This is a genomic window from Pseudomonas pohangensis, assembly GCF_900105995.1.
GTDB lineage: Bacteria > Pseudomonadota > Gammaproteobacteria > Pseudomonadales > Pseudomonadaceae > Aquipseudomonas > Aquipseudomonas pohangensis.
Genome location: NZ_LT629785.1, coordinates 1190699 through 1216695, shown reverse-complemented (window position 1 = coordinate 1216695; position 25997 = coordinate 1190699). Strand labels below are relative to the sequence as shown.

Annotated in this window: 23 protein-coding genes and 3 tRNA genes; 14 read left to right on the top strand and 12 right to left on the bottom strand. The window is 60.5% G+C overall.

Annotated features, from left to right (window positions below; translation table 11 throughout):
• Positions 1–46: 46 nt before the first annotated feature.
• The 6 genes from BLT89_RS05735 to BLT89_RS05710 all read right to left on the bottom strand — a co-directional run bounded on the left by BLT89_RS05735 (position 47) and on the right by BLT89_RS05710 (position 3584).
• Positions 47–120, bottom strand: a tRNA-Cys gene (locus BLT89_RS05735).
• Between the two features lie 36 nt (positions 121–156).
• Positions 157–232 (bottom strand) — tRNA-Gly (locus tag BLT89_RS05730).
• Positions 233–296: 64 nt separating this feature from the next.
• Positions 297–857, bottom strand: coding sequence for a CDP-diacylglycerol--glycerol-3-phosphate 3-phosphatidyltransferase (gene pgsA / locus BLT89_RS05725; RefSeq protein ID WP_090193524.1), 561 nt, complete (start codon positions 855–857; stop codon positions 297–299).
• 33 nt (positions 858–890) lie between these two features.
• On the bottom strand, positions 891–2732 hold the full coding sequence (gene uvrC, locus BLT89_RS05720) for an excinuclease ABC subunit UvrC (protein WP_090193523.1): 1842 nt from the start codon (positions 2730–2732) through the stop codon (positions 891–893).
• Positions 2719–3363 carry a response regulator transcription factor GacA gene (gacA, locus tag BLT89_RS05715; protein ID WP_090193522.1) on the bottom strand — a complete coding sequence of 215 codons (645 nt, stop codon included), beginning with the start codon at positions 3361–3363 and terminating at the stop codon, positions 2719–2721. Before gacA ends, uvrC begins: the two co-directional genes overlap by 14 nt.
• Before the next feature lie 130 nt (positions 3364–3493).
• Positions 3494–3584 (bottom strand) — tRNA-Ser (locus tag BLT89_RS05710).
• A 237-nt stretch (positions 3585–3821) separates the two neighbouring features.
• On the opposite strand from BLT89_RS05710, the gene BLT89_RS05705 reads away from it, so the two are divergent.
• The 9 genes from BLT89_RS05705 to BLT89_RS05665 all read left to right on the top strand — a co-directional run bounded on the left by BLT89_RS05705 (position 3822) and on the right by BLT89_RS05665 (position 8988).
• A complete protein-coding gene (locus BLT89_RS05705; protein ID WP_090193521.1) occupies positions 3822–4490 on the top strand; it encodes a Bax inhibitor-1/YccA family protein in 669 nt (222 codons plus the stop codon).
• A gap of 100 nt (positions 4491–4590) precedes the next feature.
• On the top strand, positions 4591–4983 hold the full coding sequence (gene tusD / locus BLT89_RS05700; protein WP_090193520.1) for a sulfurtransferase complex subunit TusD: 393 nt from the start codon (positions 4591–4593) through the stop codon (positions 4981–4983).
• 2 nt (positions 4984–4985) lie between these two features.
• The gene (gene tusC, locus BLT89_RS05695) at positions 4986–5345 is read left to right on the top strand and encodes a sulfurtransferase complex subunit TusC (RefSeq protein ID WP_090193519.1); all 360 of its coding nucleotides are present in this window, start codon (positions 4986–4988) and stop codon (positions 5343–5345) included.
• On the top strand, positions 5345–5647 hold the full coding sequence (gene tusB / locus BLT89_RS05690; RefSeq protein ID WP_090193518.1) for a sulfurtransferase complex subunit TusB: 303 nt from the start codon (positions 5345–5347) through the stop codon (positions 5645–5647). The genes tusC and tusB overlap by 1 nt, the downstream gene beginning before the upstream one ends.
• A complete protein-coding gene (locus BLT89_RS05685) occupies positions 5644–5979 on the top strand; it encodes a TusE/DsrC/DsvC family sulfur relay protein (RefSeq protein ID WP_090193517.1) in 336 nt (111 codons plus the stop codon). The genes tusB and BLT89_RS05685 overlap by 4 nt, the downstream gene beginning before the upstream one ends.
• Positions 5976–6986: a glycosyl transferase family protein gene (locus BLT89_RS05680; protein WP_090193516.1), complete on the top strand. Its 1011-nt coding sequence runs from the start codon at positions 5976–5978 to the stop codon at positions 6984–6986. The genes BLT89_RS05685 and BLT89_RS05680 overlap by 4 nt, the downstream gene beginning before the upstream one ends.
• Positions 6987–7096: 110 nt before the next feature.
• Positions 7097–7381 carry a hypothetical protein gene (locus BLT89_RS05675; RefSeq protein ID WP_090193515.1) on the top strand — a complete coding sequence of 95 codons (285 nt, stop codon included), beginning with the start codon at positions 7097–7099 and terminating at the stop codon, positions 7379–7381.
• A 186-nt stretch (positions 7382–7567) separates the two neighbouring features.
• Complete coding sequence (locus tag BLT89_RS05670; RefSeq protein ID WP_090193514.1) at positions 7568–7825, top strand: DUF1272 domain-containing protein; 258 nt, start codon at positions 7568–7570, stop codon at positions 7823–7825.
• Complete coding sequence (locus BLT89_RS05665) at positions 7825–8988, top strand: MFS transporter (RefSeq protein WP_090193513.1); 1164 nt, start codon at positions 7825–7827, stop codon at positions 8986–8988. The genes BLT89_RS05670 and BLT89_RS05665 overlap by 1 nt, the downstream gene beginning before the upstream one ends.
• Here BLT89_RS05665 and BLT89_RS05660 read toward each other — a convergent pair.
• On the bottom strand, positions 8985–10019 hold the full coding sequence (locus BLT89_RS05660; protein ID WP_090193512.1) for an AraC family transcriptional regulator: 1035 nt from the start codon (positions 10017–10019) through the stop codon (positions 8985–8987). The two genes, BLT89_RS05665 and BLT89_RS05660, sit on opposite strands and share 4 nt — an antisense overlap.
• A 116-nt stretch (positions 10020–10135) precedes the next feature.
• On the opposite strand from BLT89_RS05660, the gene BLT89_RS05655 reads away from it, so the two are divergent.
• Both BLT89_RS05655 and BLT89_RS05650 read left to right on the top strand, forming a co-directional pair.
• On the top strand, positions 10136–11338 hold the full coding sequence (locus BLT89_RS05655) for an alkane 1-monooxygenase (RefSeq protein ID WP_090193511.1): 1203 nt from the start codon (positions 10136–10138) through the stop codon (positions 11336–11338).
• Positions 11339–11346: 8 nt separating this feature from the next.
• Positions 11347–11517 carry a rubredoxin gene (locus BLT89_RS05650; protein ID WP_090193510.1) on the top strand — a complete coding sequence of 57 codons (171 nt, stop codon included), beginning with the start codon at positions 11347–11349 and terminating at the stop codon, positions 11515–11517.
• A 124-nt stretch (positions 11518–11641) separates the two neighbouring features.
• Here BLT89_RS05650 and BLT89_RS05645 read toward each other — a convergent pair whose 3' ends face one another.
• The 5 genes from BLT89_RS05645 to BLT89_RS05625 form a co-directional block, all read right to left on the bottom strand.
• Positions 11642–12022, bottom strand: a complete 381-nt coding sequence (locus tag BLT89_RS05645; protein ID WP_090193509.1) for an STAS domain-containing protein — start codon at positions 12020–12022, stop codon at positions 11642–11644.
• 12 nt (positions 12023–12034) lie between these two features.
• A complete protein-coding gene (locus tag BLT89_RS05640) occupies positions 12035–12439 on the bottom strand; it encodes an ATP-binding protein (RefSeq protein WP_090193508.1) in 405 nt (134 codons plus the stop codon).
• A 1-nt stretch (position 12440) separates the two neighbouring features.
• Positions 12441–14432, bottom strand: coding sequence for a SpoIIE family protein phosphatase (locus BLT89_RS05635; protein ID WP_090193507.1), 1992 nt, complete (start codon positions 14430–14432; stop codon positions 12441–12443).
• 217 nt (positions 14433–14649) lie between these two features.
• Entirely contained in the window at positions 14650–15231 is a 582-nt protein-coding gene (gene nfuA / locus BLT89_RS05630) for a Fe-S biogenesis protein NfuA (RefSeq protein WP_090193506.1), read from the bottom strand.
• Positions 15232–15356: 125 nt separating this feature from the next.
• Positions 15357–17687 carry a fatty acid cis/trans isomerase gene (locus BLT89_RS05625; protein WP_090193505.1) on the bottom strand — a complete coding sequence of 777 codons (2331 nt, stop codon included), beginning with the start codon at positions 17685–17687 and terminating at the stop codon, positions 15357–15359.
• 187 nt (positions 17688–17874) lie between these two features.
• On the opposite strand from BLT89_RS05625, the gene metH reads away from it, so the two are divergent.
• The 3 genes from metH (at position 17875) to putA (ending at position 25875) form a co-directional block, all read left to right on the top strand.
• The gene (gene metH / locus BLT89_RS05620; protein ID WP_090193504.1) at positions 17875–21585 is read left to right on the top strand and encodes a methionine synthase; all 3711 of its coding nucleotides are present in this window, start codon (positions 17875–17877) and stop codon (positions 21583–21585) included.
• Between the two features lie 136 nt (positions 21586–21721).
• Positions 21722–22480 (top strand): AraC family transcriptional regulator, encoded by a 759-nt coding sequence (locus tag BLT89_RS05615; protein ID WP_090193503.1) that lies wholly within the window; start codon positions 21722–21724, stop codon positions 22478–22480.
• 230 nt (positions 22481–22710) lie between these two features.
• Positions 22711–25875, top strand: coding sequence for a bifunctional proline dehydrogenase/L-glutamate gamma-semialdehyde dehydrogenase PutA (gene putA / locus BLT89_RS05610; RefSeq protein ID WP_090193502.1), 3165 nt, complete (start codon positions 22711–22713; stop codon positions 25873–25875).
• The last annotated feature ends 122 nt before the right edge of the window (positions 25876–25997 follow it).

Here is a 25997-nt window from a genome sequence, read left to right as displayed (position 1 = left end):
GACAATAAAAAGCCCCAAGCAGTTGATCTGCTTGGGGCTTTTTATTTGGAGGCTGAGGTCGGAATCGAACCGGCGTTCACGGATTTGCAATCCGGTGCATAACCACTCTGCTACTCAGCCATTATGCAAACGGGCCGTTGAACGGCCCGTTAAATTTGGAGCGGGAAACGAGACTCGAACTCGCGACCCCGACCTTGGCAAGGTCGTGCTCTACCAACTGAGCTATTCCCGCGTCGCATTGACGGGCGACATTCTATCGACTCGAAGGCTCCCGTCAACCCTTTGATTCAAAAATACTATTTGTTGTCCTGTGCTTTTTGCAAATGCGGCCATGCGGCCTTCAGGTACATCACCATCGACCACAGGGTCAGGGCGGCAGAGATTATCAACAATGCAAAGCCCAAGGCGACCCACAGACTCATTTGTGGCGGGTTTGCCAGCAAAATCACCAAGGCCAGCATCTGGGCTGCGGTTTTCCACTTGCCCAGCCGGGACACGGCAACATGCGCACGGGCACCGATCTCCGCCATCCATTCGCGCAGTGCGGAAATGACAATTTCACGACCAATGATGATTGCTGCCGGCAAGGTCAGCCAGAGGCTGGAATGTTCCGCAACCAGCAGTACCAGCGCCACTGAAACCATCAGCTTGTCGGCTACCGGATCCAGAAAAGCGCCAAACGGAGTACTTTGCTGCAGACGACGAGCCAGATAGCCATCCAGCCAGTCGGTGAAACCGGCCACCGCGAAAACACCGCTGGCAGCCATGTAACTCCATGAAAACGGCAGATAAAACAACAGGATAAAGACCGGAATCAACAAAACGCGCAGCACGGTCAACAGATTGGGAATATTCATCAGCACGCCATGTGTGCGAAGTGAGTGGCCATTCTACTCACTGTGCAATGTCGCATAAATCAAATCAGCCAGCTTTTTACTGATTCCCGGCGCCTTGGCTATCTCTTCAACGCTGGCACGCGTCAATTCCTGCAGGCCGCCAAAGTGCTTGAGCAAGTCCCTGCGCCGCTTGGGACCAACACCGGCAACATCTTCCAGCGTAGAAGTACGCCTTGCCTTGCCGCGCCGGGCACGATGACCGGTAATGGCAAAACGGTGGGCTTCGTCACGTATTTGCTGGATCAGATGCAAGGCTGGTGAATCTGCCGGCAGGGTGAACTCGTGGGCCGCGTCATTCAGGTACAACAACTCGAAACCGGGCTTGCGCGTTACCCCCTTGGCCACACCAAGCAACAGCATGTCGGGCACGGACAGCTCTTCAAGCACCTCGCGCGCCATGTTCAGCTGGCCCTTGCCACCATCCACCAGCAGAATGTCCGGCAGTTTGCCTTCGCCTTCAGCGAGCTTGCTGAAGCGCCGGGTAAGGGCCTGATGCATGGCCGCGTAATCATCGCCGGCACTCACGCCTTCAATGTTGTAACGCCGATAGTCCGATTTCAGCGCGCCTTCCGGCCCAAACACCACACAGGAAGCAACCGTTGCTTCCCCGCTGGAATGGCTGATATCGAAACACTCCAGCCGCTGCGGTGCCTCTTCCAGCTGCAGGGCCTCGGTCAAGGCTTCGAACCTTGCCGCCAGATGCTGACGGTCGGACAAGCGTGCGCTGAGTGCCTGCTCGGCATTGGTCACTGCCAGCTGCTGCCAGCGTGCACGGTTGCCCCGCACCCTGTGGCTGATCACTAGCTGGCGGCCACGCGCCGACTGCAGGGCGGCTACCAACACCGGAAAGTCTTCATGCACGGCATTGACGATCAGCTCTGACGGCAGTTCCCGCTCCTGGTTACCCAGATAGTACTGGGCCAGAAATGCCAGCAGCACGTCACTGGTTTCTTCCTCGATAGCCACCTGGGGAAAGTAGTTCTTGCTGCCCAGCACCCTGCCCCCGCGCACCGTGACCAGATGCACGCAGGCACCACCCGGGTTGACTCTGGCGGCGACGATATCCACATCGCCACTACCGCCATCCATGCTCTGCTGATCCTGCACCCGGCGCAGCAGGGCTGATTGATCGCGAAGAATCGCCGCCCGTTCAAAGTCCAGCTGCGCAGAAGCCTGCTCCATCCCGGCGACCAGCTCGCTAGACAGCTGGTTGCTGCGGCCTTCCAGAAACATCACCGAATGACGAATGTCTTCGGCGTACTCGTCAGCATCAACCAGACCGACACAAGGCGCCTTGCAGCGCTTGATCTGATACTGCAGGCAGGGTCGGGTGCGGTTTTTGAAATAGCTGTCTTCGCATTGCCGGACGAGAAAGGTTTTTTGCAACAGATGCAGGCTTTCACGAATCGCCCCGGCGCTCGGATACGGGCCAAAGTAGCGGCCCTTGGCCTTTTTCGCCCCGCGATGCAGGCTCAGCCGCGGAAACTCGGCATCGGACAGAAACACATAGGGGTAGGATTTGTCGTCGCGCAACAGGATGTTGTACGGCGGACGCCATTCCTTGATCAGGGTTTGCTCAAGAAGCAATGCTTCGGTTTCATTGGCCGTAATGGTGGTTTCAATCTGCGCGATTTTGGCCACCAGCGCCGCCGTCTTTGGCGCCAGGCCGGTCTGGCGAAAGTAACTCGCCAGACGCTTCTTCAGGTTCTTGGCCTTGCCGACGTAGAGCAAACGACCGGCCAGATCGAGCATCCGATAAACACCCGGCCGGCTACTGCAAGTCTTGAGAAACTCTGCGGGGTCGAACGCGCCGTTATTCACATCAACCGACTGCATCAACCATGCCATGCCGCACGGCCAGCAACGCCAGTTCCACATCACTGGAGATCGAGAGCTTTTCAAAGATGCGGTAGCGATAGGTGTTGACTGTCTTGGGTGACAAAAACAGCTTGTCGGAGATGCCCTGCACCTTGTTGCAATTGGCGATCATCAGGGCGATCTGGATTTCACGCTCGGACAGCGCATCAAAGGGGCAGTCCGCAGGCACGCGCTGGAAAGCTTTCAAGGCCAGTTGCTGGGCAATCGGAGGGCTGATGTAGCGCTGACCGGAAAATACCTGGCGGATGGCCTGCAGCATGTCCGAGAGGGCCGAGCCTTTGGTCAGGTAACCAGCCGCTCCCGCCTGCAGCAACCGGCTGGGAAAGGGCTCTTCTTCACAGGCAGTGACAGCGATGATTTTCAGGTCGGGGTTACTGCGCATGAGTTTGCGTGTTGCTTCAAGACCGCCGATGCCCGGCATCTTGATGTCCATCAGGATCACGTCTGGCTTGAGTTCACGGGTTTTCTTCAGTGCTTCTTCACCAGAACCGGCTTCACCGACCACCTGAATTCCGGGCACATCCTCCAGCATCCGGGTAATACCGGCACGAACCAGATCGTGGTCATCTACCACCAGTACTCTGATCAAACCTTTACCTCGTTATGCTGCAGAAATCGAGTGAACAACTGGAAAATCCTTTTACCAGCCTGATCTTTCAACTTGCGGGCCGCTTCAGAATGAAGTCAACCGCACCAAGCCCTGCACAACGCTGCAAGAGTGGTGGAGGGCCAGGGATTCGAACCCTGGAAACGCTACTAACGTTCGCCGGTTTTCAAGACCGGTGCATTCAACCGCTCTGCCAACCCTCCATCTTGCTGCGCTGCGCAATATACCGAAACACCCGATTATTTCAAATGGTCTTTGTTGCGGCCTTGCGCGAGCGGCCTGCCAGACGGCAGCGGCCTCAGCTGCCGCAGCCAGAATCAACTGCCCGGCCTGTCCGCTACCTGCAACAGTTGGTTAAATAACCCGGGTAGGCAGGACTGCAGCCTCTGTTATGATCGACGCGGAAATAGTTTTGATCCTACGCAATCAGGAGATTTGCCATGCAGGAACGTGAAATTGCACCGGGATATGCCCAGGCCGAGCAAAGTGAAGTAAGCAGCGTGCTGCGCAATACCTACGGCTTGCTGTCGATGACACTGCTGTTCAGTGGCGTGGTTGCCTATGTCGCCCAGCAGATGGCGGTGCCCTACCCGAATATCTTCGTGGTTCTGGTTGGCTTCTACGGCCTGTTCTTCCTGACCACCAAGCTGCGCAACAGCGGCTGGGGACTGGTCTCCACCTTCGCCCTGACCGGCTTCATGGGTTACACCCTCGGGCCGATCCTCAACATGTACCTGAGTCTGCCCAATGGCAGCGACGTGGTGGCCTCGGCACTGGGCATGACCGCACTGGTGTTCTTCGGCCTGTCAGCCTATGTGCTGATCACCCGCAAGGACATGAGTTTCCTCAGCGGTTTCCTGATGGCCGGCTTCTGGGTTCTGCTTGGCGCGGTACTGGCCAACCTGTTCTTCCAGATCAGCGGCCTGCAACTGGCGATCAGCGCAGGCTTTGTGCTGTTCTCCTCGGCAGCCATCCTGTTCCAGACCAGCGCCATCATCCAGGGCGGGGAGCGCAACTACATCATGGCCACCATTGGCCTGTACATTTCCATCTACAACCTGTTCATCAGCCTGCTGCAGCTGATCGGAGTGTTCAGCAGCAACGACTGATAACCAGCAGCACACAAGGCCCGCTCCGGCGGGCTTTTTGCTGTCTGGGGTCAGGCAAATCGTTTTATCATGCAACCAGCCATGCTCAAGCCGGACTTTCATGAAATTTGCCATAGCCGTCTACTCGCCGCCCCACGCACCCGCCTCCCGGCGCGCCTTGCGCTTCGCCGAGGCCGTGCTGGGCAGCGGCCATGAAATTGTCCGGCTGTTCTTTTATCAGGATGGCGTGCACAACGCCTGCAGCTCGATCGTGACACCACAGGATGAAAACAATGTGGCCGGCGAGTGGCAGAATTTCATCAGCTGCCACCAGCTGGACTCGGTCGTGTGCATCGCTGCAGCCCTGCGCCGCGGGGTTCTTGACCAGCAGGAAGCCGAACGCCATGAACGCCGGGCAGCCTGCGTAAGCCCGCCCTGGGAGCTCTCCGGGCTTGGCCAGCTGCACGATGCCATCCAGTCAGCCGACCGTCTGATTTGCTTCGGAGGCCACTGAGCATGCCCAAGTCTTTGCTGGTGGTTAGTCGGCAAGCGCCCTGGTCCGGCCCTGACGCCAGGGAAGCCCTTGATCTGGTACTGGCGGGTGGCGCCTTTGATCTGCCGCTGGGCCTGCTGTTCCTCGACGATGGGGTTTTTCAGCTGCAGAATAACCAGCAGGCCAGTGCCATTGAGCAGAAGAACCTCTGTGCAAACCTGCAGGCACTGCCGCTCTTCGGCGTGGAAGCGCTCTTCGTCTCCGCCCGCAGCCTGCAGCAGCGCGGACTGGAAGATCACAGCCTGAGCATGCCGGCGCACATCCTGGATGACCTGCAGATTCGCGTGCTTTTCGAACGCTATGACCAGGTGATTACCCTCTGATGAGTACTTTGCACCTGTTGGCGCACTCGCCTTTCAGTGACAACCGCCTCGACAGTTGTCTGCCGCTGCTGGCGGACGACGACGGCCTGCTCCTGACCGGCGATGCCGTGTATGCATTGCAGCCCGGCAGCGCGGCACTGCGGGCGCTGCTCCAGCTGCCTGCCGGCATATCCATCAATGCCTTGCAGGAAGACTTGCTGGCGCGCGGGCTGAGCGAATATCCGCAGCGGGTAACGGCCATCGATTACGCCACCTTTGTCGCACTCTGCGGGCACTACTCCCGCGTCAACAGCTGGTTATGAGTACCCTGATCGCCGCAGGGAAAACCCTGCAACTCGACAAACATGGTTTCTTGCAAAACCTGGAAGACTGGACACCCGAGGTCGCCACCGTGCTTGCCGCGCAGGAAGGCATGGTGCTGACTGCCGCGCACTGGGAGATCATCGAACTGCTGCGCAGTTTCTACACCGAGTTCCAGCTATCGCCGGCTACCCGTCCGCTGGTCAAATATGCCGCCGCCAGACTTGGCCCGGCGAAAGGCAACAGCCAGCACCTCAACCTTCTATTCAAGGGCACACCCGCCAAGCTGGCCGCCAAGCTGGCCGGCCTGCCCAAACCGACCAATTGTCTATGAACCTGATTACCCCTGAAGAACACCCCTTTGCCCAGTTCGTACGCATCCTCGGCAAGGGCAAGCGCGGTGCGCGCGACCTGAGCCGTGAAGAAGCTGCCCAGGCCATGGGCATGCTGCTCGATGGCGAGACTGAAGAAGCCCAGCTGGGCGCGTTTCTCATGCTGTTGCGGCACAAGGAAGAGAGTGCCGGGGAGCTGGCCGGATTTGCCGATGCGGTCCGTGCGCGGATCAACGCCCCGCCAATCCAGGTTGATCTCGACTGGCCCAGCTATGCCGGCAAAAAACGTCATTTGCCGTGGTTCCTGCTGGCGGTCAAGGCACTGGCTGGCAGTGGCGTGCGCATCCTCATGCACGGTGGTGGCGCACATACCGCTGGCAGGTTGTACAGCGAACAGCTGCTGGAACTGCTCGACATTCCGCTATGCCACGACTGGGCTCAGGTTGCCACTGCCCTGGATCGACAGCAGCTGGCATTTATCCCGCTGGGCAGCTGGATGCCGGAACTGCAGCACATGATCGATCTGCGCAACGTCCTTGGCCTGCGTTCGCCGATTCACTCACTGGCGCGCATTCTCAACCCCTTGCAGGCGCGCTGTGGCCTGCAAAGCATCTTCCACCCTGGTTATCAGGCGGTACACCGCGATGCCAGCCAGCTGCTCGGGGATCACGCGATCGTGATCAAAGGCGAAGGTGGCGAGATCGAAATCAATCCGGATAGCCCTTGCCAGTTGCTTGGTGCCTCGGCACAAGGATGCCGGGAAGACGAGTGGCCAGCCGTGTTCGCGCAGCGTCACGTGAAACCGGCACAGCTGGAAACTGACCGCCTGGTGGCCGTCTGGCAGGGCCTGGAAACCTGTGAGTATGGCTTGCAGGCGGTTCTTGGCACCATCGCCCTGGCCCTGCATGGTCTCGGCCATACACGCGAGGAAGCGTTCAGGCGGGCCGAGCAGATTTGGGCTGACAGAACCCTTCAGAGCGGGTCAGCCACTGTGGCCCTTGAAGAATAAATCCGCTATCTGCAACACAATGTGACTTTCTGGTCAGAATCCGGCATCGCAGGGATACAGGTCACCGCCAGCGGTGGCCCATCCCCGACGCCTGATAGAGAGAACACACCATGAATTCCACGCTGCGCATGAACGAAGCCCTGTTGATTGCAGACCGTGCCTTTCTGCCTTTCCAATGCATTGCCTGGACCCCGGCCAATGGCTCTGACGACCTTAGCCTGTCTGTGGTTGACCGCACCAGCAGCCGCCTGCTCGGTCGGGTAGCCCTCACCGGTTGCAGCCATATGGATGCCGGCCAACTGTCCGCTGCCTTGCAGAAGTCCCGCGAAGACCTGATTGAACAGGGCTATCGCCTCGAGCCTTGGCAGATGCCCGGCAGCGCATTCGCCGGCTGACAAGCCCCCGACGGGTTTGCCATGCAAACTGGCAAACCCGTTGGCTGCATCCTTGAATTGCCATTTCGCTGCCTGCGCCACAACGCCCCCTGATCAAAAGCCCCTTCCCCGCTACAACCTGCCCGCCCTATCCAATCCGGACGCCTTCTGGGACACTATCAGCTGTCTACACAGCGGGAGACCGTCATGCTGGAAATGCGCCCGAACTGCGAATCCTGCCATTGCGAGTTGCCAGTCGACTCGACCGAAGCACGCATTTGCTCCTTTGAATGTACCTTCTGTGAGTCCTGCGCCAGTAACTGGCTAAATGGTCAGTGCCCCAATTGTGGCGGCGAACTGCTGCCACGCCCGCGTCGTCCCCTGGAAAAATTGCCGAAACTTTCCGCTCCCGATGAGTCAGTGGCAGCGCCAATAGCCAATGGCGCAACCGACTCCGGGTCCTGATGCTCAATCCGTCGATAGCCCTGCTGTTCAGCGCGCAAGCCCTGTACTGGTGCTGCGCGATGATCGGCATCACCCTGACCGCCCTGATCGGCCTGCAACTGGCACCGGGCAACGCACTGGCAACACTGCCACTGGCGATGCTGGTGATCGGCAATCTGCTCAGCGTCCAGCCGCTGTCACTGTTCATGCAGCGCCATGGCCGGCGCAGCGGCTTATTGCTCGGCGCAGTCTGCGGCATTGCCGGTGGCATCTTCAGCGCCCTGGCCATCAGTCTGGAGAGTTTCCTGTTGTTCTGTCTGGGTGCCCTGCCCATCGGCGCCTACCAGGCATCCGCCATGTACTACCGCTTTGCCGCCCAGGATGCCGTGGATGAGCAGCACCGGGGCCGCGCCACGGCTTATGTGCTCGGGGGCGGTGTGTGCGCCGCGCTGTTTGCCCCGGCCATGGCCATCTGGGCGCGCAATGCACTGCCCGTCCCCTTCACGGGCGCTTACCTGCTGATTGCTGCGCTGGCCGGATGCGCACTGTTGCTGCTCTGGCGCCTGCCGCCGGGCGGATCTTCGATCCCCGCAGGCAATGGCTTTGCGGCTATACGCGAGATGCTCGGCCGTCCGCTGGTGCGCACCGCCATGCTGACCACCGCCATCGGCCACGGTCTGATGATTCTGGTGATGAATGCTACCCCGCTGGCCATGAGTTTCTGCGGACTGTCGCTGGAAACCAGTGCCGAAGTGATTCGCTGGCACATGCTCGGCATGTTTCTGCCGGCTTTTGTCGCCGGACCGCTGGTTGACCGGCTGGGCTCGACGCGCATGGCCGTGATCGGCTGTCTGATCCTGATCAGCAGCGCCGGGATTGCACTGTCCGGGCTGGGCCAGGCGTACTTCCTGATCAGCTCGTTCCTGCTTGGACTGGGCTGGAACCTGCTGATGGTCGCCGGGACCACCTTGCTGGCCCAGGGGCATGCGCCAAATGAGCGCGGCCAGGCACAGGGGCTGATGGAGCTGGGCAATGGCCTGGTGGCCGCCTGTGCATCCTTTGCCTCGGGCGCGCTGATCAGCAATCTGGGCTGGAGTGCGCTGAACATGGCGATGCTGCCACTGCTGGCGCTGGCCCTGCTCAGACTGCCCATGCGCAAGAGCCTGGCCAGGCAGCCCGGTTAGCGTTGGCGCCGGCGATACTGCCCCGGCGACACACCAAACATGCGGCGAAAAGCCCGGCCGAAATTCGCCGCATCCGGATAGCCCAGCAAGGACCCGACTTCCTGCACGGTGTAGCTGGCATTAGCCAGCAAACGCACCGCCAGCTCACGCTGCTGGGCATCGCGCAGTTCGCGAAAACTGGTATTGCGCGCAGCCAGATGACGGATCAGCGTACGCGGCGACATGGCCAGGGCCGAGGCCAGCTGCTCCAGACCCGGCAAGCACCGGGCAACCTGATCCGAGCGCAACATCTCGAACTGCTCTGCCAGCCAGTGCTCGCTGCGCAGGACTATATCTGCCGGAGCCAGCAGTTTATCCAGCGCCTCGTTGCAACGCAGCAGCGAGGCGCGGAAGGTCTTGTCGTCCTGTAACGGACACGCCAGGTCGCGCAGGGACAACGGAATGGCAAAGCCGCTAACAGGCGCCCGGAATTCGCACTGTGCCCGGTATTGTGCGCAATAACCGGCCAGATCGTCCGGTGCCGGAAAGGCCAGCAGAACGAATGCCTCACCAATGCGGTCCGCCATCACCGCCTCGGCGTAGGAACAGGCTATCTGCAGCACAATTTCGCCAAGCGGAATCTCCAGATCGCCCAACGGGTAGCTATCCGTGAGCAATTCAAAAATCAGGCGCTCGGCTGTTTCACGCACGCGAAAATTCAGATAAGGCGCGCGGATGCGCGCAAAGCGTGCCAGTACTTCCAACCCCTCTCCCAGGGTCGATGCACTCAGCGCGGCAAAGCCCAGCGGCCCATGGCTGGAGATATTCAGCAACTTGCCGAACTCGACCGCCCAGTCCGGGCGCCGGGCAATCGCCATGGCATTGCGAAATACCTGCAACTGCTGGGCAACCGTAATCTCGGCGGGCAGATTACTGCTCTCGGGCAGTAATCCGGTACCTGCCAACAAGCGCTCCTCGGCACCCGCCAGACGCTGCAAAAGCACCCGCGTATAGGTGGCCGGTACGGGCAACAGATCTATGGGATGCGGCATCAGCGGCTCAAGTGGCGGTAAATGACCATATTATTGTCGTTAACTGAAATTTATCAATAAACCCAAACGACCTACTGTGCAATCACGCAATTCCGTACTGCCGAGGTAGGAACACAATGAAAACCTATAGCCTGCAACTCGCTGACAACCGCCTGATTACCTATCAGGATCGCAAACGCCATCTGTGGCTATTCTCCATGCTCTACCCCTTGCTCGCCCTCAGCGGTGTCGGCCTGTACCTGTTGACCGGCAGCGAGTGGACACTGATCGCGCCGCTGGTAGGCATCTATGGCGGCGCCAGCCTCTTCGACGCGCTACTGGGCACCGACCAGAGCAACCCGCCCGAGGAGCTGGTGCCACAACTGGAAGACGATCCTTACTACCGCTGGCTGCCGATCCTCACCGTGCCCTTGCACCTGGTGGTTCTGGTGATCATCGCCGGCTTCACGGCCAGTCATGATCTGGCCTGGCCCAGCGTGCTGGTGCTGGCACTGACCGCCGGCCTGTACAGCGGTCTGGGCATCAACACCGCCCATGAACTCGGCCACAAGAAAACCAACCTGGAACGCTGGATGGCGCGAATAGTCCTGGCCGTGCCTTTCTACGGGCATTTCTGTATCGAGCACAATCGCGGTCACCACCGCCACGTGGCCACCCCGGAAGATCCGGCCAGCTCGCGCATGGGCGAAAACATCTACAGCTTCGCCTGTCGCGAGATTCCCGGCGCCTTCAGGCGCGGCTGGAATCTGGAGAAGGAGCGCCTGCAGCGGCTGGGCAAATCCCAATGGAGCCTGGAAAACGAAGCACTGCAATCCTACATACTGGGCGCGATCCTGCAGCTCAGTCTGGTCATCGCCTTCGGCTGGATCATGTTGCCGTTCCTCGCCATCCACAACTTCTACGCCTGGTGGCAGCTGACCAGCGCCAACTACATCGAGCACTACGGTCTGCTGCGCCAGCGCAAGGCCAATGGCAGCTTTGAGCATTGCCAGCCGTACCACAGCTGGAATGCCGATTTCATTGCCTCCAACCTGCTGCTCTATCATCTGGAGCGTCACTCGGACCACCACGCCCACCCGACCCGTCGCTACCAGAGCCTGCGCAGCTTTGCCGACCTGCCGAGCATGCCCACCGGCTACTTCGGTATGTTTCTGATCGCCCTGGTCCCGCCACTGTGGTACTGGTTGATGGATCGTCGCCTGCTGGCGCTGCCGCACATTGCCGGCGACTTCGATAAGATCAACATTGCACCCGGCCGCCGTGCTGCCCTTGAAGCCAGGTACAGCCGGGCGCTGCAGACCCAACAGAAAACCGCCTAGGAGTTCCCGTGAGCAAATACACCTGCCCCGACTGTGGCTACATTTACGATGAACAGCTCGGTGATGCCCATGAAGGCTACAAACCCGGCACCCTGTTTGCCGATTTGCCCGAGGACTTTGTCTGCCCGGACTGTGCAGTACGGGCCAAGGAAGACTTTGTGGCTGAAACCGGGGAATAACGCGAGTTTCAGCTAAACAGCCATGGCAGCCACAATCAAGTCAGCCCGGCATCTGCTGGCTGATTTGATTGTTCAGGTATAGCTGGGGCGAGCGGAACGAAGCGGCATCAAGGCCCGAAAACCGTTATTCCCAGTCGTCGTCCAGCGCACGCCGCTGGATGGTCGCCAGGTATTCATCCATCTCTTCCACACTGGCAAAAATGTCCAGATCGGGAATTGCCTGCACGATCTCGAAGACTTTGCGCACACCGGCATTCATCCGTGAAACACCCACGCGCCCGCCGCTTTTCTTGATTCTCTTTACATTCTTGAATATCACGCGCAGGCCGGCTGAGCTGATGAATTCAAGACTGCCCATATCAAATGCCAGCAGCCGGCATTCCGGCTGGTACGCAGCATCCAGCGCGTGATCAAGGCGGGGGGCCGTCTGGCTGTCCAGTGAACCTGCAAGCACCACCCTGAGAGTCTCTGGCGAGGGATTTTTTACGTCTATGTCGAGAGGCATGGCATGTCCATTTCAGTTGAGGTTCTTGCTCAGGACAAGAATATTCCTGTCCCCGGCACGCTGATACTGCTGAACGTCTGTCAGGCTTTTTACCAGTAACAAGCCCAGACCACCAACAGGTCGATCCTGCATAGCGCCGGTTATTTCGGCAGGTGCCTGCTGCAAAGGGTCAAAGGGATCGCCGTTGTCCTCAATCATCAGGTTCAGACAATTGCCCTGTCGTTCCAGACTCAGTTTGATCCAGCCACCCTGATGCCCGCTTCGTCCGTACATGAAGGTATTGGCAACCATTTCATCCACCACCACCTTCAAGTCACAGATCACCTCCACTGCCACCTTTTCCATCTCGAGCAGGGACTGCAGCCAATCCAGCGCCTGATCGAGCTGCTCGGAGCCGTGCAAAATCATGAAACCCATTTCAGCTCCTCTTCAGCATCATTAGCGTGATGTCGTCGGATTGTTCGGCCCCGTGGACAAAACCGTCCACCGCCGCCAGTACGCCATCAAGCGCTGCAGCTGCCGAAGGCGGCATTTCCTGCAGGACTGCAAGCAGGCGCTGGTTGCCGAACTCAAGCCGGTCCGTATTGAACGCTTCGGTTATGCCATCCGTGTACAGGGTCAACATGGACTGTGCGGGCAGTAGCAAACGATTCAGTGGAAAGCTGGCTGTTTCATGCAAACCCAGCGGCGGACCATTGCAACAATCGACAAACTTGCTGGCGCCGGTAGAGCTCAGGATCGGCGGATTATGGCCAGCACTCACGTAACAGAATTCGCCGCTGCGCAGATCAAGAGTGCCGCAGATCAGCGTGACAAACATGCAACTGTCATTGTCCTCGCACAACTGCTGATTGAGCTCCAGCAGCAGCTGCTCCAGTGGTGTTGCCTGATGGTGCAAGTACTTGATCAGAGTAACCACGCGGGCCATGAACAGCGCTGCCGGAACACCCTTGTCCGATACATCACCCACCACCACGAGTCTGTTCTGTTGACTGCCAATCAACTCGAACAGGTCACCGCCTACTGCCCGAGCCGGTATCAGGCGTGCCGCAACCTGCCATTCGCCTTCATCCATCTGAAGCGCACCGCCCCCGGGCAGCATGCTCATCTGGATATCACGGGCGATGCTCAGTTCGCTTTCCAGATGCTGACGTGCTGCAGTGGCTTTTTGCAGGTCGGCAATGTGCTCCTTCAACGACAGCTGCATCTGCCTGAAGCTCTTGTTTAACTCCCCCACTTCATCGGTTCTCTGCAGCACGGGCAAATCGACATCCAGGTTGCCACTGCCCAGCTCTGCCACAGCCTCACGCAACTTGCGCAAGGGCGCCGTTACCGAACGCGCCACCCACCAGGTCGCCGGCAACGAGAGCAGAATCACCAGGACTGCAACCAGCAAGGCCTGCCACCACCGACTGTAGGCATCTCCGAGCAATTCCTCGCGTGGCACGGCAACCGTCAATACCGGTTGCAGGCCTGGCGCCAGATCGAGCGTCCGTGTTCGATGAATCCATTGGCTGGTTACTGCATTAGGTCCCTGCTCGGGCGGTATTGCACGCCGGTTCAAATCCTCCACCCTGGCCACGCGCAACTCGCCGTCGGGTTGGCGAACCAGAAGTCGCTGCGGTTGTGCGTCTGCCATAAGCGTACCGTCCGGCAGGTACAGCAGGCTCTCGGCTCCGGGCGTGCTGATAACGTCCAGCAACACCCTGGATAACACTTCCAGTGGAATATCCGCAGCAGCGACGGCCTGCCCGTTAGCCGATTGACGAGCCACGGTCAGGCCCGGCTTGTGCAGGAAAAAAAACGCATAGGGTGGCGTAGCGATGGTTTGCGTACTGGCCTTGGCCTGGGCATACCAGGGCCGCTCGCGCGGATCATAAACGGACAGGCCAAGGTCAGCCCGGGCAATCAGATGGAAATTGCCATCGAGGAAATAACGTCGGTACGGAACCTCGCCGCTACGGTTGGCGCGATCGATATTCTCTACGACCCAACGGGTGCCTGCAGGTGCATCGAAAAGCGCCTGCAGGGTTGCCGGCGCGTGCGAGCGGACAATGAAGTAATCGCCGTTCCCATAGCCAACCTGAAAGCTGACCGCCTCGGGCAAGGCTTCAAGGCCGGCGGCAACCATTGGCAACAGCGCAAGACGGCTGTCCAGGTCGGTTGCCTCAACAATTTCAGAGCGGGACAGGAGGCTGACCATCTCGTGAACAGGTTGATAGCTGAGCTGGAAGTTGAGCGTCAACTCCGCAGCAACCCGGTCAAACACCCCGTCAGTCGCCGTGATCAACATATCCGAGGTGCGAACCAGATAGTACGCACTCAAGCCAGCGCCCAGCATGACAGTCAGGACCGCAAAGCTGAGCGTGATGCGCCAGTGCAACGGGGACTTGAAGCGCTTGGAGGCCATACTGTCTATCCATTCTCAGCTCGGTTCCAGCGCTTCCGGCTGAACCGTGCTGCCAGCATAGCAGTTGCACTATCGTGAAACAGGCGCCGCCAGAGCATCGCGAGCAGGTCCACTCGCGGATAATCGATTGGCAACCACCGAGCGGAACCTGCTCCTAGCAACAACCACCCGGATCATCTGCAGGCTTTGCCTGCCCTCAGCCCGGCTGGCCAATCACTCAGTAATAGGCATTTTCGCGGTTGCTGTGATCGGTCACGTCGCGCACGCCCTTGAGGCCGGGAATGCGCTCGAGCAGCGTCTTCTCGATACCTTCCTTGAGTGTCACATCCGCCTGACCGCAACCCTGACAGCCACCGCCGAAGCGCAGAATCACAATGCCTTCATCTATGTCGACAAAACTCACCTGTCCACCATGGCTGGCCAAACCCGGGTTGATTTCGGTCTGCAGGTAGTAGTTGATCTGTTCGCTGATCGGGCTGTCCTCGTTGACCATCGGCACCTTGGCATTCGGCGCCTTGATGGTCAGCTGGCCACCCATGCGGTCATTGGCGTAATCGACTACCGCATCGCCCATGAACGGTTCGCTGGCGGCATCGATATAGGCGGTAAAGCTTTTCAGACCCAGCACGCTGTCTTCCGGCTTCTCTTCGCCCGGCTTGCAATAGGCAATACAGGTTTCGGCACGCGGCGTGCCCGGCTCGGTGATGAAAATCCGGATACCGATGCCAGTCGTGTTCTGCTTGCTCAGCAGGTCAGCCAGGTAGTCCTGGGCTGCGTCGGTGATGGTAATGTTGCTCATGATAACTCCTCGAAATCCTGCAGCAATTGTACGCCAGCGCTGTCTCGCGATAAAGCCCTAGTATTTTGGTAGGAATAAAGCCCGCGCCAGCGCCGGGCTTGCTCAAGCCCGGCCAATGCGTCCGATCAAAGGTTCTCGAAACGGCTCATATCCATCGCACCGGCTTCGAGCGGTGCGGTTTCGCGCTGATAGGCCGTCAGGTCATTGAAATAGAACCAGAACTGCGGGTTGCTGCGCCGTACGCCCCAGCGCTCGGCAATTTTCCTGAAGCCCGATTCGGACTGGGTCTGGTCGATGGAGTCAATCAGCCCGCCAATTGTATCCGGCGCGGTTACCTGCTCCATGGCGTCCACGAAGTCGGCTACCTCTGAAGACTTCATGTTGAGCATGAAATTCGGATAACTCCCGAGTATTCCCGGTGCGATGGTCAGTGTGTCCTTCAGCGGCTCATAACGCAGCGATTCGCCCAGCATGTAGGCCACATTGCTGTGCGCGCGATTGCGCAACAGGCTATAGATGCCGCGCCCCCCATCGGGAGTCTCGATCCGCAGAAGCGTGACTTCCGGCAGCTGGTCAATTACCGGCAGCGACACCGCGCGGCGCCCAGCGAGACGGCTGAGCTCCTGTTCGGCATCCTGCAAGGCAGGCGGCGCAGCCGGATTGAAGCAGGCATCACCGGTACAGCGATTGATCGGGTCCGGAGTCACATTGAGAGACGTGTTGCGCGCCAGCAGGGCATTGGCAAACGCCCGATAGGGCTCGCCTGGTGGCAGTTGCAGCGCGGTATCGCTATCGGTGTCGACATCCTGATAATCCATCCACAGGGCGAGCCGGCCGCTGGCACCGCCATACCAGCTGTCCAGAATGTCCTGGCGCGAATCCGCCGGCAGCAAGCGCAGCATATTGACTTCCGAACCGTTGCGAATCAGATCGAAATACATCCGCGTCTGCGCCTGATGGGCAGCACTGCCATACACATCGAAATTCACCACCAGCGCATAGTAGGTGCGCTCCAGCAGCGGGAAGTCCATCAGCCAGGTGGTGAGAGGCACGGCGCCCGCCAGCCCCTTGTGTACCTCGGCACTGTCGTAGTGGCGGAAAATGGTCAGCAGGGCATTGTCATTGCCGGTCCAGATGGTGCTCCAGTCCGGCGGCGCCACATCTTCATAGGCGCTTTGCCGGATGGCCTGATAGTCATTACGGCGATCCCGATAGGCCGGCCAGTCACGCATGGCACTGGCCAGGTCGGGAGCCAGTCCCGGCATTTTCAGCAGCGGGTCCACCTGCGTCCGGTATTCGGCATTGGTGATGTACAGGTCATGTTCCGGATCCTGGAACAGCGTCCAGAACTGATCGCGAATCACGTCGGTGGCGATCTGGCCACGGCACACCGGGCCACGAATGAAGGTACGCACGAAATACTCGGCGTTATCCAGCATGAACTGGTAGCGCGCCCGCGCCGGTATGGCGCTGAAGGTGACAAACGGGTTGGCCTGCGATCCCACGCCATAACCGGGCACGCTGTCTGCGCTCCAGTCGCCGCTAAAGAACAGCTGCTTGACCCGCGCCAGCTTGCTGGCACTCAGCGGATAGGTGATGTGCGTCTTGCGCACGATGACACCCTGGATCGGCCGGATGCGATAAAAGAACTGCGTACCCGGGTCATCATTGGGCCGACGCCGGGCAATTACATCCACCGGCTGCCCGCTGGGCGTGCGCGAACGCACCACCTGGAAAAAGTTCCCGCTGCCGGAACCCTCGAAATACAGGTGGGCAATGAACAGGTGCTCGTACAGCCAGCGCCCGACCAGTGCCTGCTGCGGCCCCGGGGCATTCAGCAGGTTTTCCCAGTCGGCGATCTGCGCGGCCTCGACGGCATTGGCGACGATCGGCTGCTGGTCGACCGGCGCACCCTGGGCCAGCCAGTCCTGCAGGGTTTTGTAGTCTGCTGCCGGCAGACCGGTCACCGCAAAGGGCATGCCGACGCCCGGATACTTCTTGCTGAAGGCCGCGAACTCGTCAGGCTTGGGGCACTGGTTTTTCCGGTAACTGCTGATATCCAGATCATCCGGCAAGCGGGCATTCGGCGTGAGCGTGGTCTGGTGACCCAGTTCGAGCATGCGCGACATCAACGCTGCCTGTTCGCCATCCTGATCGAGCACCGAGTAAAACCCGCGGTTGCGCCATTGTTCGGTGGTCTGCGCATCAAAGAACAGCTCGTTTGGCTGAGCGGCTTTCAAGCGGCCGCCGTCATACACCAGCTCTTTGCTGGCGCCACGCAGGGCACCCGGGCCGCTGGTCAGCTTCAGCTGGCAGGGTGCGTCATAGCAACCATGGCAGGCGATGCAGTTGCGTTCGAAAATCGGCTGCACATCTTTACTGTAGGAAATCGGCGCTGCCAGCAGCGGAGCACTGATGGCGGCAGACAGAAGAGTGAGAACCCGGAGATAAACCATGGAATGTCCTGCAAAGTGGCAACTGCGACGCAGCGATGGTAGCCGATTAGCGCAAAGCGCCGACAGCGCAAATCCCCCCACCGGCCACAACATGAATGATATTCATGCAAAACCTCGGCACCCCATTAAGCCATTCAGCTTTGCTATCATCGCCGACCCAGTTTCCATGTAGCACAGGTAGCCCCTCATGTCCGATCGTCAAACCCGCCTGCAAGCACTGCACAATGCCCTGCGCGAGCGCATCCTGATCCTCGACGGCGGCATGGGCACCATGATCCAGAGCTACAAGCTGGAGGAAGAGGACTACCGTGGCGCGCGCTTTGCCGACTGGCCGAGTGACGTCAAGGGCAACAACGACCTGCTGCTGCTCAGCCGCCCGGACGTCATCGCCGCCATCGAAAAGGCCTATCTGGATGCCGGTGCCGACATCCTGGAAACCAACACCTTCAATGCCACGCAGGTATCCCAGGCCGACTACGGCATGCAGGCGCTGGTCTATGAGTTGAACGTGGAAGGCGCCCGCGTGGCGCGCCGTGTGGCCGACGCCAAGACCCTGGAAACCCCGGACAGGCCGCGCTTCGTCGCCGGCGTACTGGGCCCGACCAGCCGCACCTGCTCGCTGTCACCGGACGTCAACAACCCCGGCTACCGCAACGTCACCTTCGATGAACTGGTGGAGAACTACACCGAGGCCACCCGCGGCCTGATCGAGGGCGGTTCCGACCTGATCCTGATCGAGACCATCTTCGATACCCTGAATGCCAAGGCGGCGATCTTCGCCGTGCAGCAGGTATTCGAGGAAGACGGCGTCGAACTGCCGATCATGATCTCCGGCACCATCACCGACGCCTCCGGGCGCACCCTGTCCGGGCAGACCACCGAAGCCTTCTGGAACTCGGTACGCCATGCCAAACCGATCTCGGTGGGCCTGAACTGCGCCCTCGGCGCCAAGGAACTACGCCCCTATCTGGAAGAGCTGGCGACCAAGGCCGAGACCCACGTTTCCGCGCACCCGAATGCCGGCCTGCCGAATGCCTTCGGAGAATACGACGAGTCGCCGGCGGAAATGGCCGTGGTGGTCGAGGAATTTGCTGCCAGCGGTTTTCTGAATATCGTCGGCGGTTGCTGCGGCACCACGCCAGCACATATCCAGGCAATTGCCGAAGCCGTGGCCAAGTACCCGCCGCGCCCGCTGCCGGATATCCCCAAAGCCTGTCGCCTGTCCGGTCTGGAGCCGTTCACCATCGACCGCAGCTCGTTGTTTGTGAACGTCGGCGAGCGCACCAATATCACCGGCTCGGCCAGGTTTGCCCGGCTGATCCGCGAGAACAACTACACCGAGGCGCTGGAAGTCGCCCTGCAGCAGGTGGAAGCCGGCGCCCAGATCATCGACATCAACATGGACGAGGGCATGCTCGACTCGAAGAAGGCGATGGTCACCTTCCTCAACCTGATTGCCGGCGAGCCGGACATCTCGCGCGTACCGATCATGATCGACTCCTCCAAATGGGAAGTCATCGAAGCCGGCCTCAAGTGCATCCAGGGCAAGGGCATCGTCAACTCGATCTCGATGAAGGAAGGTGTCGAGCAGTTCAAGCACCAGGCCAGGCTGTGCAAGCGCTATGGCGCCGCCGTGGTGGTGATGGCCTTCGACGAAGCCGGCCAGGCGGATACGGCCGCGCGCAAGCGCGAGATCTGCCAGCGCAGCTACGACATTCTGGTCAATGAAGTGGGCTTCCCGCCGGAAGACATCATCTTCGACCCGAACATCTTCGCCATCGCCACCGGCATCGAGGAGCACAACAACTACGCCGTGGACTTCATCGAAGCCTGCGCCTACATCCGCGACCACCTGCCCCACGCGCTGACCTCCGGCGGCGTGTCCAACGTGTCCTTCTCGTTCCGCGGCAACAACCCGGTGCGCGAAGCGATTCACTCGGTGTTCCTCTACTACGCGATCCAGAACGGCCTGAGCATGGGCATCGTCAACGCCGGCCAGCTGGAAATCTATGACCAGATTCCCCGCGAGCTGCGCGACATAGTCGAGGACGTGGTGCTCAACCGCAGCGCCGGCGCTACCGAGGCGCTACTGGCAATTGCCGACAACTATCGCGGTGACGGCAGCGTCAAGGAAGTCGAAACCGAAGAATGGCGCAGCTGGGATGTACTTGAGCGGCTCAAGCATGCGCTGGTCAAGGGCATCACCAGCCATATAGTCGCGGACACCGAAGAGTGCCGCCAGCAATGCGCGCGGCCGATTGAAGTGATCGAAGGCCCGCTGATGGCCGGCATGAACGTGGTCGGCGACCTGTTCGGCAGCGGCAAGATGTTCCTGCCGCAGGTGGTCAAATCCGCCCGCGTGATGAAACAGGCGGTGGCCCACCTGATCCCCTTTATCGAAGCCGAGAAAGGCGACAAGCCGGAAGCCAAGGGCAAGATCCTCATGGCTACGGTGAAAGGCGACGTGCACGACATCGGCAAGAACATCGTCGGTGTGGTACTCGGTTGCAACGGCTACGACATCGTCGACATGGGCGTGATGGTGCCGGCGGAGAAGATCCTGCAAACGGCGATTGCCGAGAAGTGCGACATCATCGGCCTGTCCGGCCTGATCACCCCGTCACTGGACGAGATGGTGCATGTCGCCCGCGAAATGCAGCGGCAGAACTTCCACCTGCCGCTGATGATTGGCGGCGCCACCACCTCGAAGGCCCACACGGCGGTGAAGGTTGAACCCAGGTATCAGAATGACGCGGTGATCTACGTCACCGACGCCTCGCGTGCGGTGGGCGTGGCCACCCAGTTGCTGTCGAAAGAGCTGAAGCCCGAGTTTGTGCGCAAGACCCAGGAAGACTACGCCGTGGTGCGCGAACGCACCGCCGCCCGCAGCGCGCGCACCGAGCGTCTGCCCTACGCTGCCGCCGTTGCCAGCAAGCCGGTGTTCGACTGGTCCAGCTACCAGCCGCCGGTACCAACCTTTACCGGCACTCGCGTGCTGGATGATATCGACCTGAACGTGCTGGTCGACTACATCGACTGGACGCCGTTCTTCATCTCCTGGGATCTGGCCGGCAAGTACCCGCGCATCCTCACCGACGCAGTGATCGGTGAAGCGGCTAGCGCGCTGTACAAGGATGCCCGCGAAATGCTCACCAAGCTGATCGACGAGAAGCTGATCAGCGCCCGCGCGGTGTTCGGCTTCTGGCCGGCCAACCAGGTGCAGGACGATGACATCCAGCTCTACGACGATGCCGGCCAGCCACTGGCCAGGCTGCATCACCTGCGTCAGCAGATGATCAAGACCGACGGCAAGCCGAACTTCTCGCTGGCTGATTTTGTCGCGCCGCAGGACAGTGGCCTGACCGACTATGTCGGCGGCTTTATCACCACCGCCGGCATCGGCGCCGAGGAAGTGGCCAAGGCGTATCAGAACGCCGGCGACGACTACAACTCGATCATGGTCAAGGCACTGGCCGACCGCCTGGCCGAAGCCTGCGCCGAGTGGCTGCATGAACAGGTGCGCAAGCACTACTGGGGCTATGCCAACGACGAACAGCTGAGCAACGATGAGCTGATCAAGGAACAGTACAAAGGCATCCGCCCCGCTCCCGGCTACCCGGCCTGCCCGGATCACACCGAGAAAAGCACGCTGTTCAAACTGCTCGACCCGCAGGCCGAGGAAGGCAAGGCCGGCCGCAGCGGGGTGTTCCTGACCGAGCACTACGCCATGTTCCCGGCTGCAGCGGTCAGCGGCTGGTACTTCGCCCACCCACAGGCGCAGTACTTCGCCGTCGGCAAGGTGGACAAGGATCAGGTCGAGAGTTACACCGCGCGCAAGGGTCAGGAACTCAGTGTGAGCGAACGCTGGCTGTCGCCGAATCTGGGCTATGACGATTAAAGCCGCATAGCAGCACAGACGCGCTGCAGCACAGCTGTTGTGTTGCAGCGCGTCTGTACTATCCACCGGTCCGCTTTCTGTCAGTAGCGGCTGCAACTGGTTAAACTCCAGTTGTGTCCCTGCCGGTTGACCGACCATGCTGACTGCCCGCCTGCTGCGCCTGGATGATCAAGCCCATGAGCATGCCCATCATTATCACCAGTTGATTCTGGCCCTGAGCGGGCGCGCTGCATTTGAGGTCAACGGCCACGGCGGCGAAGTCTGCCGGATGCGTGCCTGTCTGGTACCCGGCGATGCCGAACACCAGTTCGCCGGCGTTGGCGACAACCGCATGCTGATTCTCGACCTCAACGAACAGGACATGGCCGAAGCTGATCTGGCACTGCTGTTCGAGCTGTTCGAAAGCCCGCGCTACCCCACCCTTGATAGCGATTTTCTGAACCTGCTGAACTACGCCGGTGCCGAACTGCAGCGCTACGGCAGCGAGCAACACCTGACCCGTGCCCTCGGCGGCGTATTGCTGCGGGCCTTGCACTTGCGGCTGTTTGAACAGTCACAGCGCGCCACAGCCGGCCCGCTGAACATGGCGCGTCTGGATGCCTACATCGGCGACCATCTGGGCCGACGCATCAGTGTCGCCGAACTGGCCAATGTGGCCTGCCTGAGTCCCAGCCACTTCCATGAACAGTTCAGGAAAAGTGTCGGCCTGACACCCTATCAGTACATGCTCAAGGCCCGCCTTGAGCATGCCAGCAAGTTGTTGCGCGGCAGCCACCTGCCGTTGGCACGCATCGCCGACGATTGTGGCTTTTCCAGCCAGAGCGCACTGACCACCGCATTGCGGCACTACCTCGGGATAACCCCCAAAGGTCTGCGCAAGGTTATTGCAGACTAGGACGGCAGCTCTTCCTGCCGGATTCCAGCATGCGCCACAGGCGCACCAGCGCATTCAGTGCAAGCGCGCATTGCTGGAGCCTTTTGTAAAAACTCCGGAGGTTTTCGCAAGAATTCTGCAGCCACCTGCCATTAGAGTCCGTAACGCCCTGAGTGGCCACGCGTCCAGCGCCTGTCCTGCAACTGCAGCCGCAGGCCTCTAACAACAACTTTCCCGTGAGGATTGGCGTGATGTTCAAAGCAAGCCAGGTTCTGGCAGGTGATTTCCTGCAACAAAGCGCTGCCGGATTTTTCCCCGCCATCAGCGCCAACTATTGCGTCGATGAAGAGAGCTACCTGAATGAACTGCTGCAGCTTGCCGACCCCGGCGAGAGCGGCATCGCCTTGATCAGCCGCAATGCCCGCAGCCTGATCGAACAGGTACGCAAACGTGACAACGCCGTCGATACCCTCGACGCCTTGCTGCGCCAGTACAGCCTCGATACCGAGGAAGGACTGATGCTCATGTGCCTGGCCGAGGCCCTGTTGCGGGTACCGGACAGCAGCACCGCCGATGCGCTGATCCGCGACAAGATGAGCGCTGCCGAATGGGAGCGCCATCTGGGCCAGAGCGACAGCGTGCTGGTCAACTTTGCCGCCTGGGGGCTGGTGATGACCGGCAAGGTGGTTGATCCGCAAACCCGCGACGGCCGCCCGAAAAAAGTCCTCGGCAAACTGCTCAAGCGCTCCGGCGAACCGGTGATTCGCGCCGCGATGAATCAGGCCATGAAGCTGATGGGCAAGCAGTTCGTGCTCGGTCGCACGATCAGCGAAGCCCTGAAGAATGGCCGCCCGGAGCGCGAAAAAGGCTACAGCTATTCCTTCGACATGCTCGGCGAGGCGGCACTCACAGCGGCCGATGCCGAGAAGTACATGGCCGACTACCGCACGGCAATCGACACCGTGGGTGCCGAACCCCGGGGCGGCCCCGGGCCCAGGCCGTCCATCTCGATCAAGCTGTCGGCGCTGCACCCGCGCTATGAAGTTGCCCAGCGCGAACGCGTACTTACCGAGCTGTTTGCCAACGTGCTGGAGCTGGCCATCCGTGCGCGCCGGCTCAATGTCGGCATTTCGGTGGATGCCGAAGAGGCCGATCGCCTCGAACTGTCCCTGGAACTCTACGAAAAACTCCTGCGTGACCCGGCGCTGGCCGGCTGGGGCGAGTTCGGCCTGGTCCTGCAGGCGTACTCCAAACGCTGCCTGCCGGTACTGGTGTGGCTGACCCTGCTCGGCAAGGAACTCGGTGCGCGCATGCCGCTGCGGCTGGTCAAGGGAGCCTACTGGGATACCGAGATCAAGTATTCGCAACAGCAGGGGCTGGACAACTACCCGGTGTTCACCCGCAAGGAAGGCACCGATGCCTCCTACCTGGCCTGCGCCCGCTATCTGCTCAGCGAGCATACCCGCGGGGTAATCTACCCGCAGTTCGCCAGCCACAATGCGCATACCGTCAGCTGCATCCTGACCCTGGCCGCCGAGGGCCAACCCCGCGAATTCGAATTCCAGCGCCTGCACGGTATGGGCGATGCGCTTTACGACACCGTGCTGGAAAAACACGGCAAAAGCGTCCGCATCTATGCACCGGTCGGCGCCCACAAGGATCTGCTGCCCTACCTGGTGCGGCGCCTGCTGGAAAACGGCGCCAACTCCTCCTTCGTTCACCAGCTGGTCGACCCGCGCGTGCCGGTGGAATCGCTGATCGATCATCCGGTCACCCAGCTGCGCCAGTTCGCCACCCTGGCCAACCACAAAATCCCCCTGCCGCCGGCGCTGTTCGGCACGGCACGGCGCAATTCACAAGGGCTGAACATGAATATCCAGACACAATGGCAGGCGCTGCAGCAGGCCTATCAGGCACAGTTCAACCGGCAGTGGCATGCCGCGCCGGTGATCAACGGCAAGACCCTTGGCGGCAGCCCGCAGACCGTGCTTTGCCCTTACCAACTGGACAAGCAGGTTGGCATAGCTGAATTCGCCAGCGCCGCCCAGACTGCCGAGGCGCTGGACGCTCTGGCCGCCGCCTGGCCACGCTGGAATGCCACGCCGGTCGAACAACGCGCGGCGATTTTCGAGCGGCTGGCAGACCTGCTGGAACAGCACCGCGCCGAGCTGATGGCCCTCTGTACCCTGGAAGCCGGCAAGACCTTGCAGGACGGCATCGATGAAGTGCGCGAAGCGGTGGACTTCTGCCGTTATTACGCGCAGCAGGCGCGCCTGCGTCTGGGCCATGAAACGCTGCAGGGGCCGACCGGTGAGCGCAACGAACTGTTCCACGAAGGCCGCGGCATCTTTGCCTGCATCAGCCCGTGGAATTTTCCGCTGGCCATTTACCTGGGGCAGATCAGCGCGGCCTTGCTGGCCGGCAACTGTGTGCTGGCCAAACCGGCCGAACAGACCAGCCTGATCGCCGCGCGCACCCTGCAGCTGCTGTTCGAAGCCGGCTTGCCGCCGCAGGTGATTGCCTTCCTGCCGGGCGAAGGCACGGTACTGGGTGGCGTGTTCTGCCGGGATGCGCGGCTAGCCGGCGTGTGCTTTACCGGCTCGACCGATACCGCCCGCATCATCAACCGGCAACTGGCGGAAAAGGCCGGGCCGATTGCCACGCTGATCGCCGAAACCGGCGGGCAGAACGCGATGATCGTCGACTCCACGGCACTGCCTGAACAGGTGATCAAGGATGCCGTGCAGTCAGCCTTCACCAGTGCCGGCCAGCGCTGTTCGGCATTGCGCGTCATGTATGTGCAGAACGATATTGCCGGGCGCGTCATCGAGCTGCTCAAGGGCGCGATGGCCGAACTCAAGGTTGGTCCGGCGCATCTGCGTTCAAGCGACCTTGGCCCGGTAATCGATGCCGAAGCCAGGGCCGGCCTCGAAGCGCACATCAGCAAACTCAAGAGTCAGGGCAAGCTGCTGGCCGAGGTAACGTTGCCAACCGGCCTGAACGGGCACTACGTGGCGCCGGTGGCGTTCGAGATCAGCACCATCAGCGAACTGGACAAGGAACAGTTCGGCCCGGTGCTGCACCTGGTGCGCTTTGCTGCCAGCGAACTGGAACAAGTGGTGGCCGCCATCAACGGCACCGGTTATGGCCTGACACTCGGCGTGCACAGTCGCAACGAGGAAACCGCACGGCGCATCGAACAACTGGCACGGGTCGGCAACCTCTACGTCAACCGCAACCAGATCGGTGCAGTGGTCGGCGTTCAGCCCTTTGGCGGCTGCGGGTTATCCGGTACCGGACCCAAGGCTGGTGGCCCCAGTTACCTGCTGCGCTTTGCCAATGAACGCACTACCTCGGTCAACACCACCGCAGTAGGCGGCAATGCCTCGCTGCTGTCCCTCGAAAGCAAAGCTTAAGCCTCAGAGTTGCATCCCGCTTCCGGCGCACCTGTGCCGGAAGCCTTGCCGGTTGCCCGCGTGCTGCGAGCAGACAGGCTGAACTACGCAACGAGCCCTGCTTCGTTGCACCAATACAACAC

Bases quoted from the DNA above. Each gene is read 5' to 3' on its own strand.
- BLT89_RS05655 (WP_090193511.1), top strand. From the start codon at position 10,136: ATGAAAACCTATAGCCTGCAACTCGCTGACAACCGCCTGATTACCTAT.
- BLT89_RS05645 (WP_090193509.1), bottom strand. From the start codon at position 12,022: ATGCCTCTCGACATAGACGTAAAAAATCCCTCGCCAGAGACTCTCAGG.
- pgsA (WP_090193524.1), bottom strand. From the start codon at position 857: ATGAATATTCCCAATCTGTTGACCGTGCTGCGCGTTTTGTTGATTCCG.
- metH (WP_090193504.1), top strand. From the start codon at position 17,875: ATGTCCGATCGTCAAACCCGCCTGCAAGCACTGCACAATGCCCTGCGC.
- BLT89_RS05625 (WP_090193505.1), bottom strand. From the start codon at position 17,687: ATGGTTTATCTCCGGGTTCTCACTCTTCTGTCTGCCGCCATCAGTGCT.
- BLT89_RS05680 (WP_090193516.1), top strand. From the start codon at position 5,976: ATGAACCTGATTACCCCTGAAGAACACCCCTTTGCCCAGTTCGTACGC.
- BLT89_RS05670 (WP_090193514.1), top strand. From the start codon at position 7,568: ATGCTGGAAATGCGCCCGAACTGCGAATCCTGCCATTGCGAGTTGCCA.
- tusC (WP_090193519.1), top strand. From the start codon at position 4,986: ATGCCCAAGTCTTTGCTGGTGGTTAGTCGGCAAGCGCCCTGGTCCGGC.
- BLT89_RS05660 (WP_090193512.1), bottom strand. From the start codon at position 10,019: ATGCCGCATCCCATAGATCTGTTGCCCGTACCGGCCACCTATACGCGG.
- BLT89_RS05685 (WP_090193517.1), top strand. From the start codon at position 5,644: ATGAGTACCCTGATCGCCGCAGGGAAAACCCTGCAACTCGACAAACAT.
- BLT89_RS05635 (WP_090193507.1), bottom strand. From the start codon at position 14,432: ATGGCCTCCAAGCGCTTCAAGTCCCCGTTGCACTGGCGCATCACGCTC.
- BLT89_RS05640 (WP_090193508.1), bottom strand. From the start codon at position 12,439: ATGGGTTTCATGATTTTGCACGGCTCCGAGCAGCTCGATCAGGCGCTG.
- BLT89_RS05705 (WP_090193521.1), top strand. From the start codon at position 3,822: ATGCAGGAACGTGAAATTGCACCGGGATATGCCCAGGCCGAGCAAAGT.
- tusB (WP_090193518.1), top strand. From the start codon at position 5,345: ATGAGTACTTTGCACCTGTTGGCGCACTCGCCTTTCAGTGACAACCGC.
- BLT89_RS05615 (WP_090193503.1), top strand. From the start codon at position 21,722: ATGCTGACTGCCCGCCTGCTGCGCCTGGATGATCAAGCCCATGAGCAT.
- BLT89_RS05675 (WP_090193515.1), top strand. From the start codon at position 7,097: ATGAATTCCACGCTGCGCATGAACGAAGCCCTGTTGATTGCAGACCGT.
- nfuA (WP_090193506.1), bottom strand. From the start codon at position 15,231: ATGAGCAACATTACCATCACCGACGCAGCCCAGGACTACCTGGCTGAC.
- tusD (WP_090193520.1), top strand. From the start codon at position 4,591: ATGAAATTTGCCATAGCCGTCTACTCGCCGCCCCACGCACCCGCCTCC.
- putA (WP_090193502.1), top strand. From the start codon at position 22,711: ATGTTCAAAGCAAGCCAGGTTCTGGCAGGTGATTTCCTGCAACAAAGC.
- BLT89_RS05665 (WP_090193513.1), top strand. From the start codon at position 7,825: ATGCTCAATCCGTCGATAGCCCTGCTGTTCAGCGCGCAAGCCCTGTAC.
- uvrC (WP_090193523.1), bottom strand. From the start codon at position 2,732: ATGCAGTCGGTTGATGTGAATAACGGCGCGTTCGACCCCGCAGAGTTT.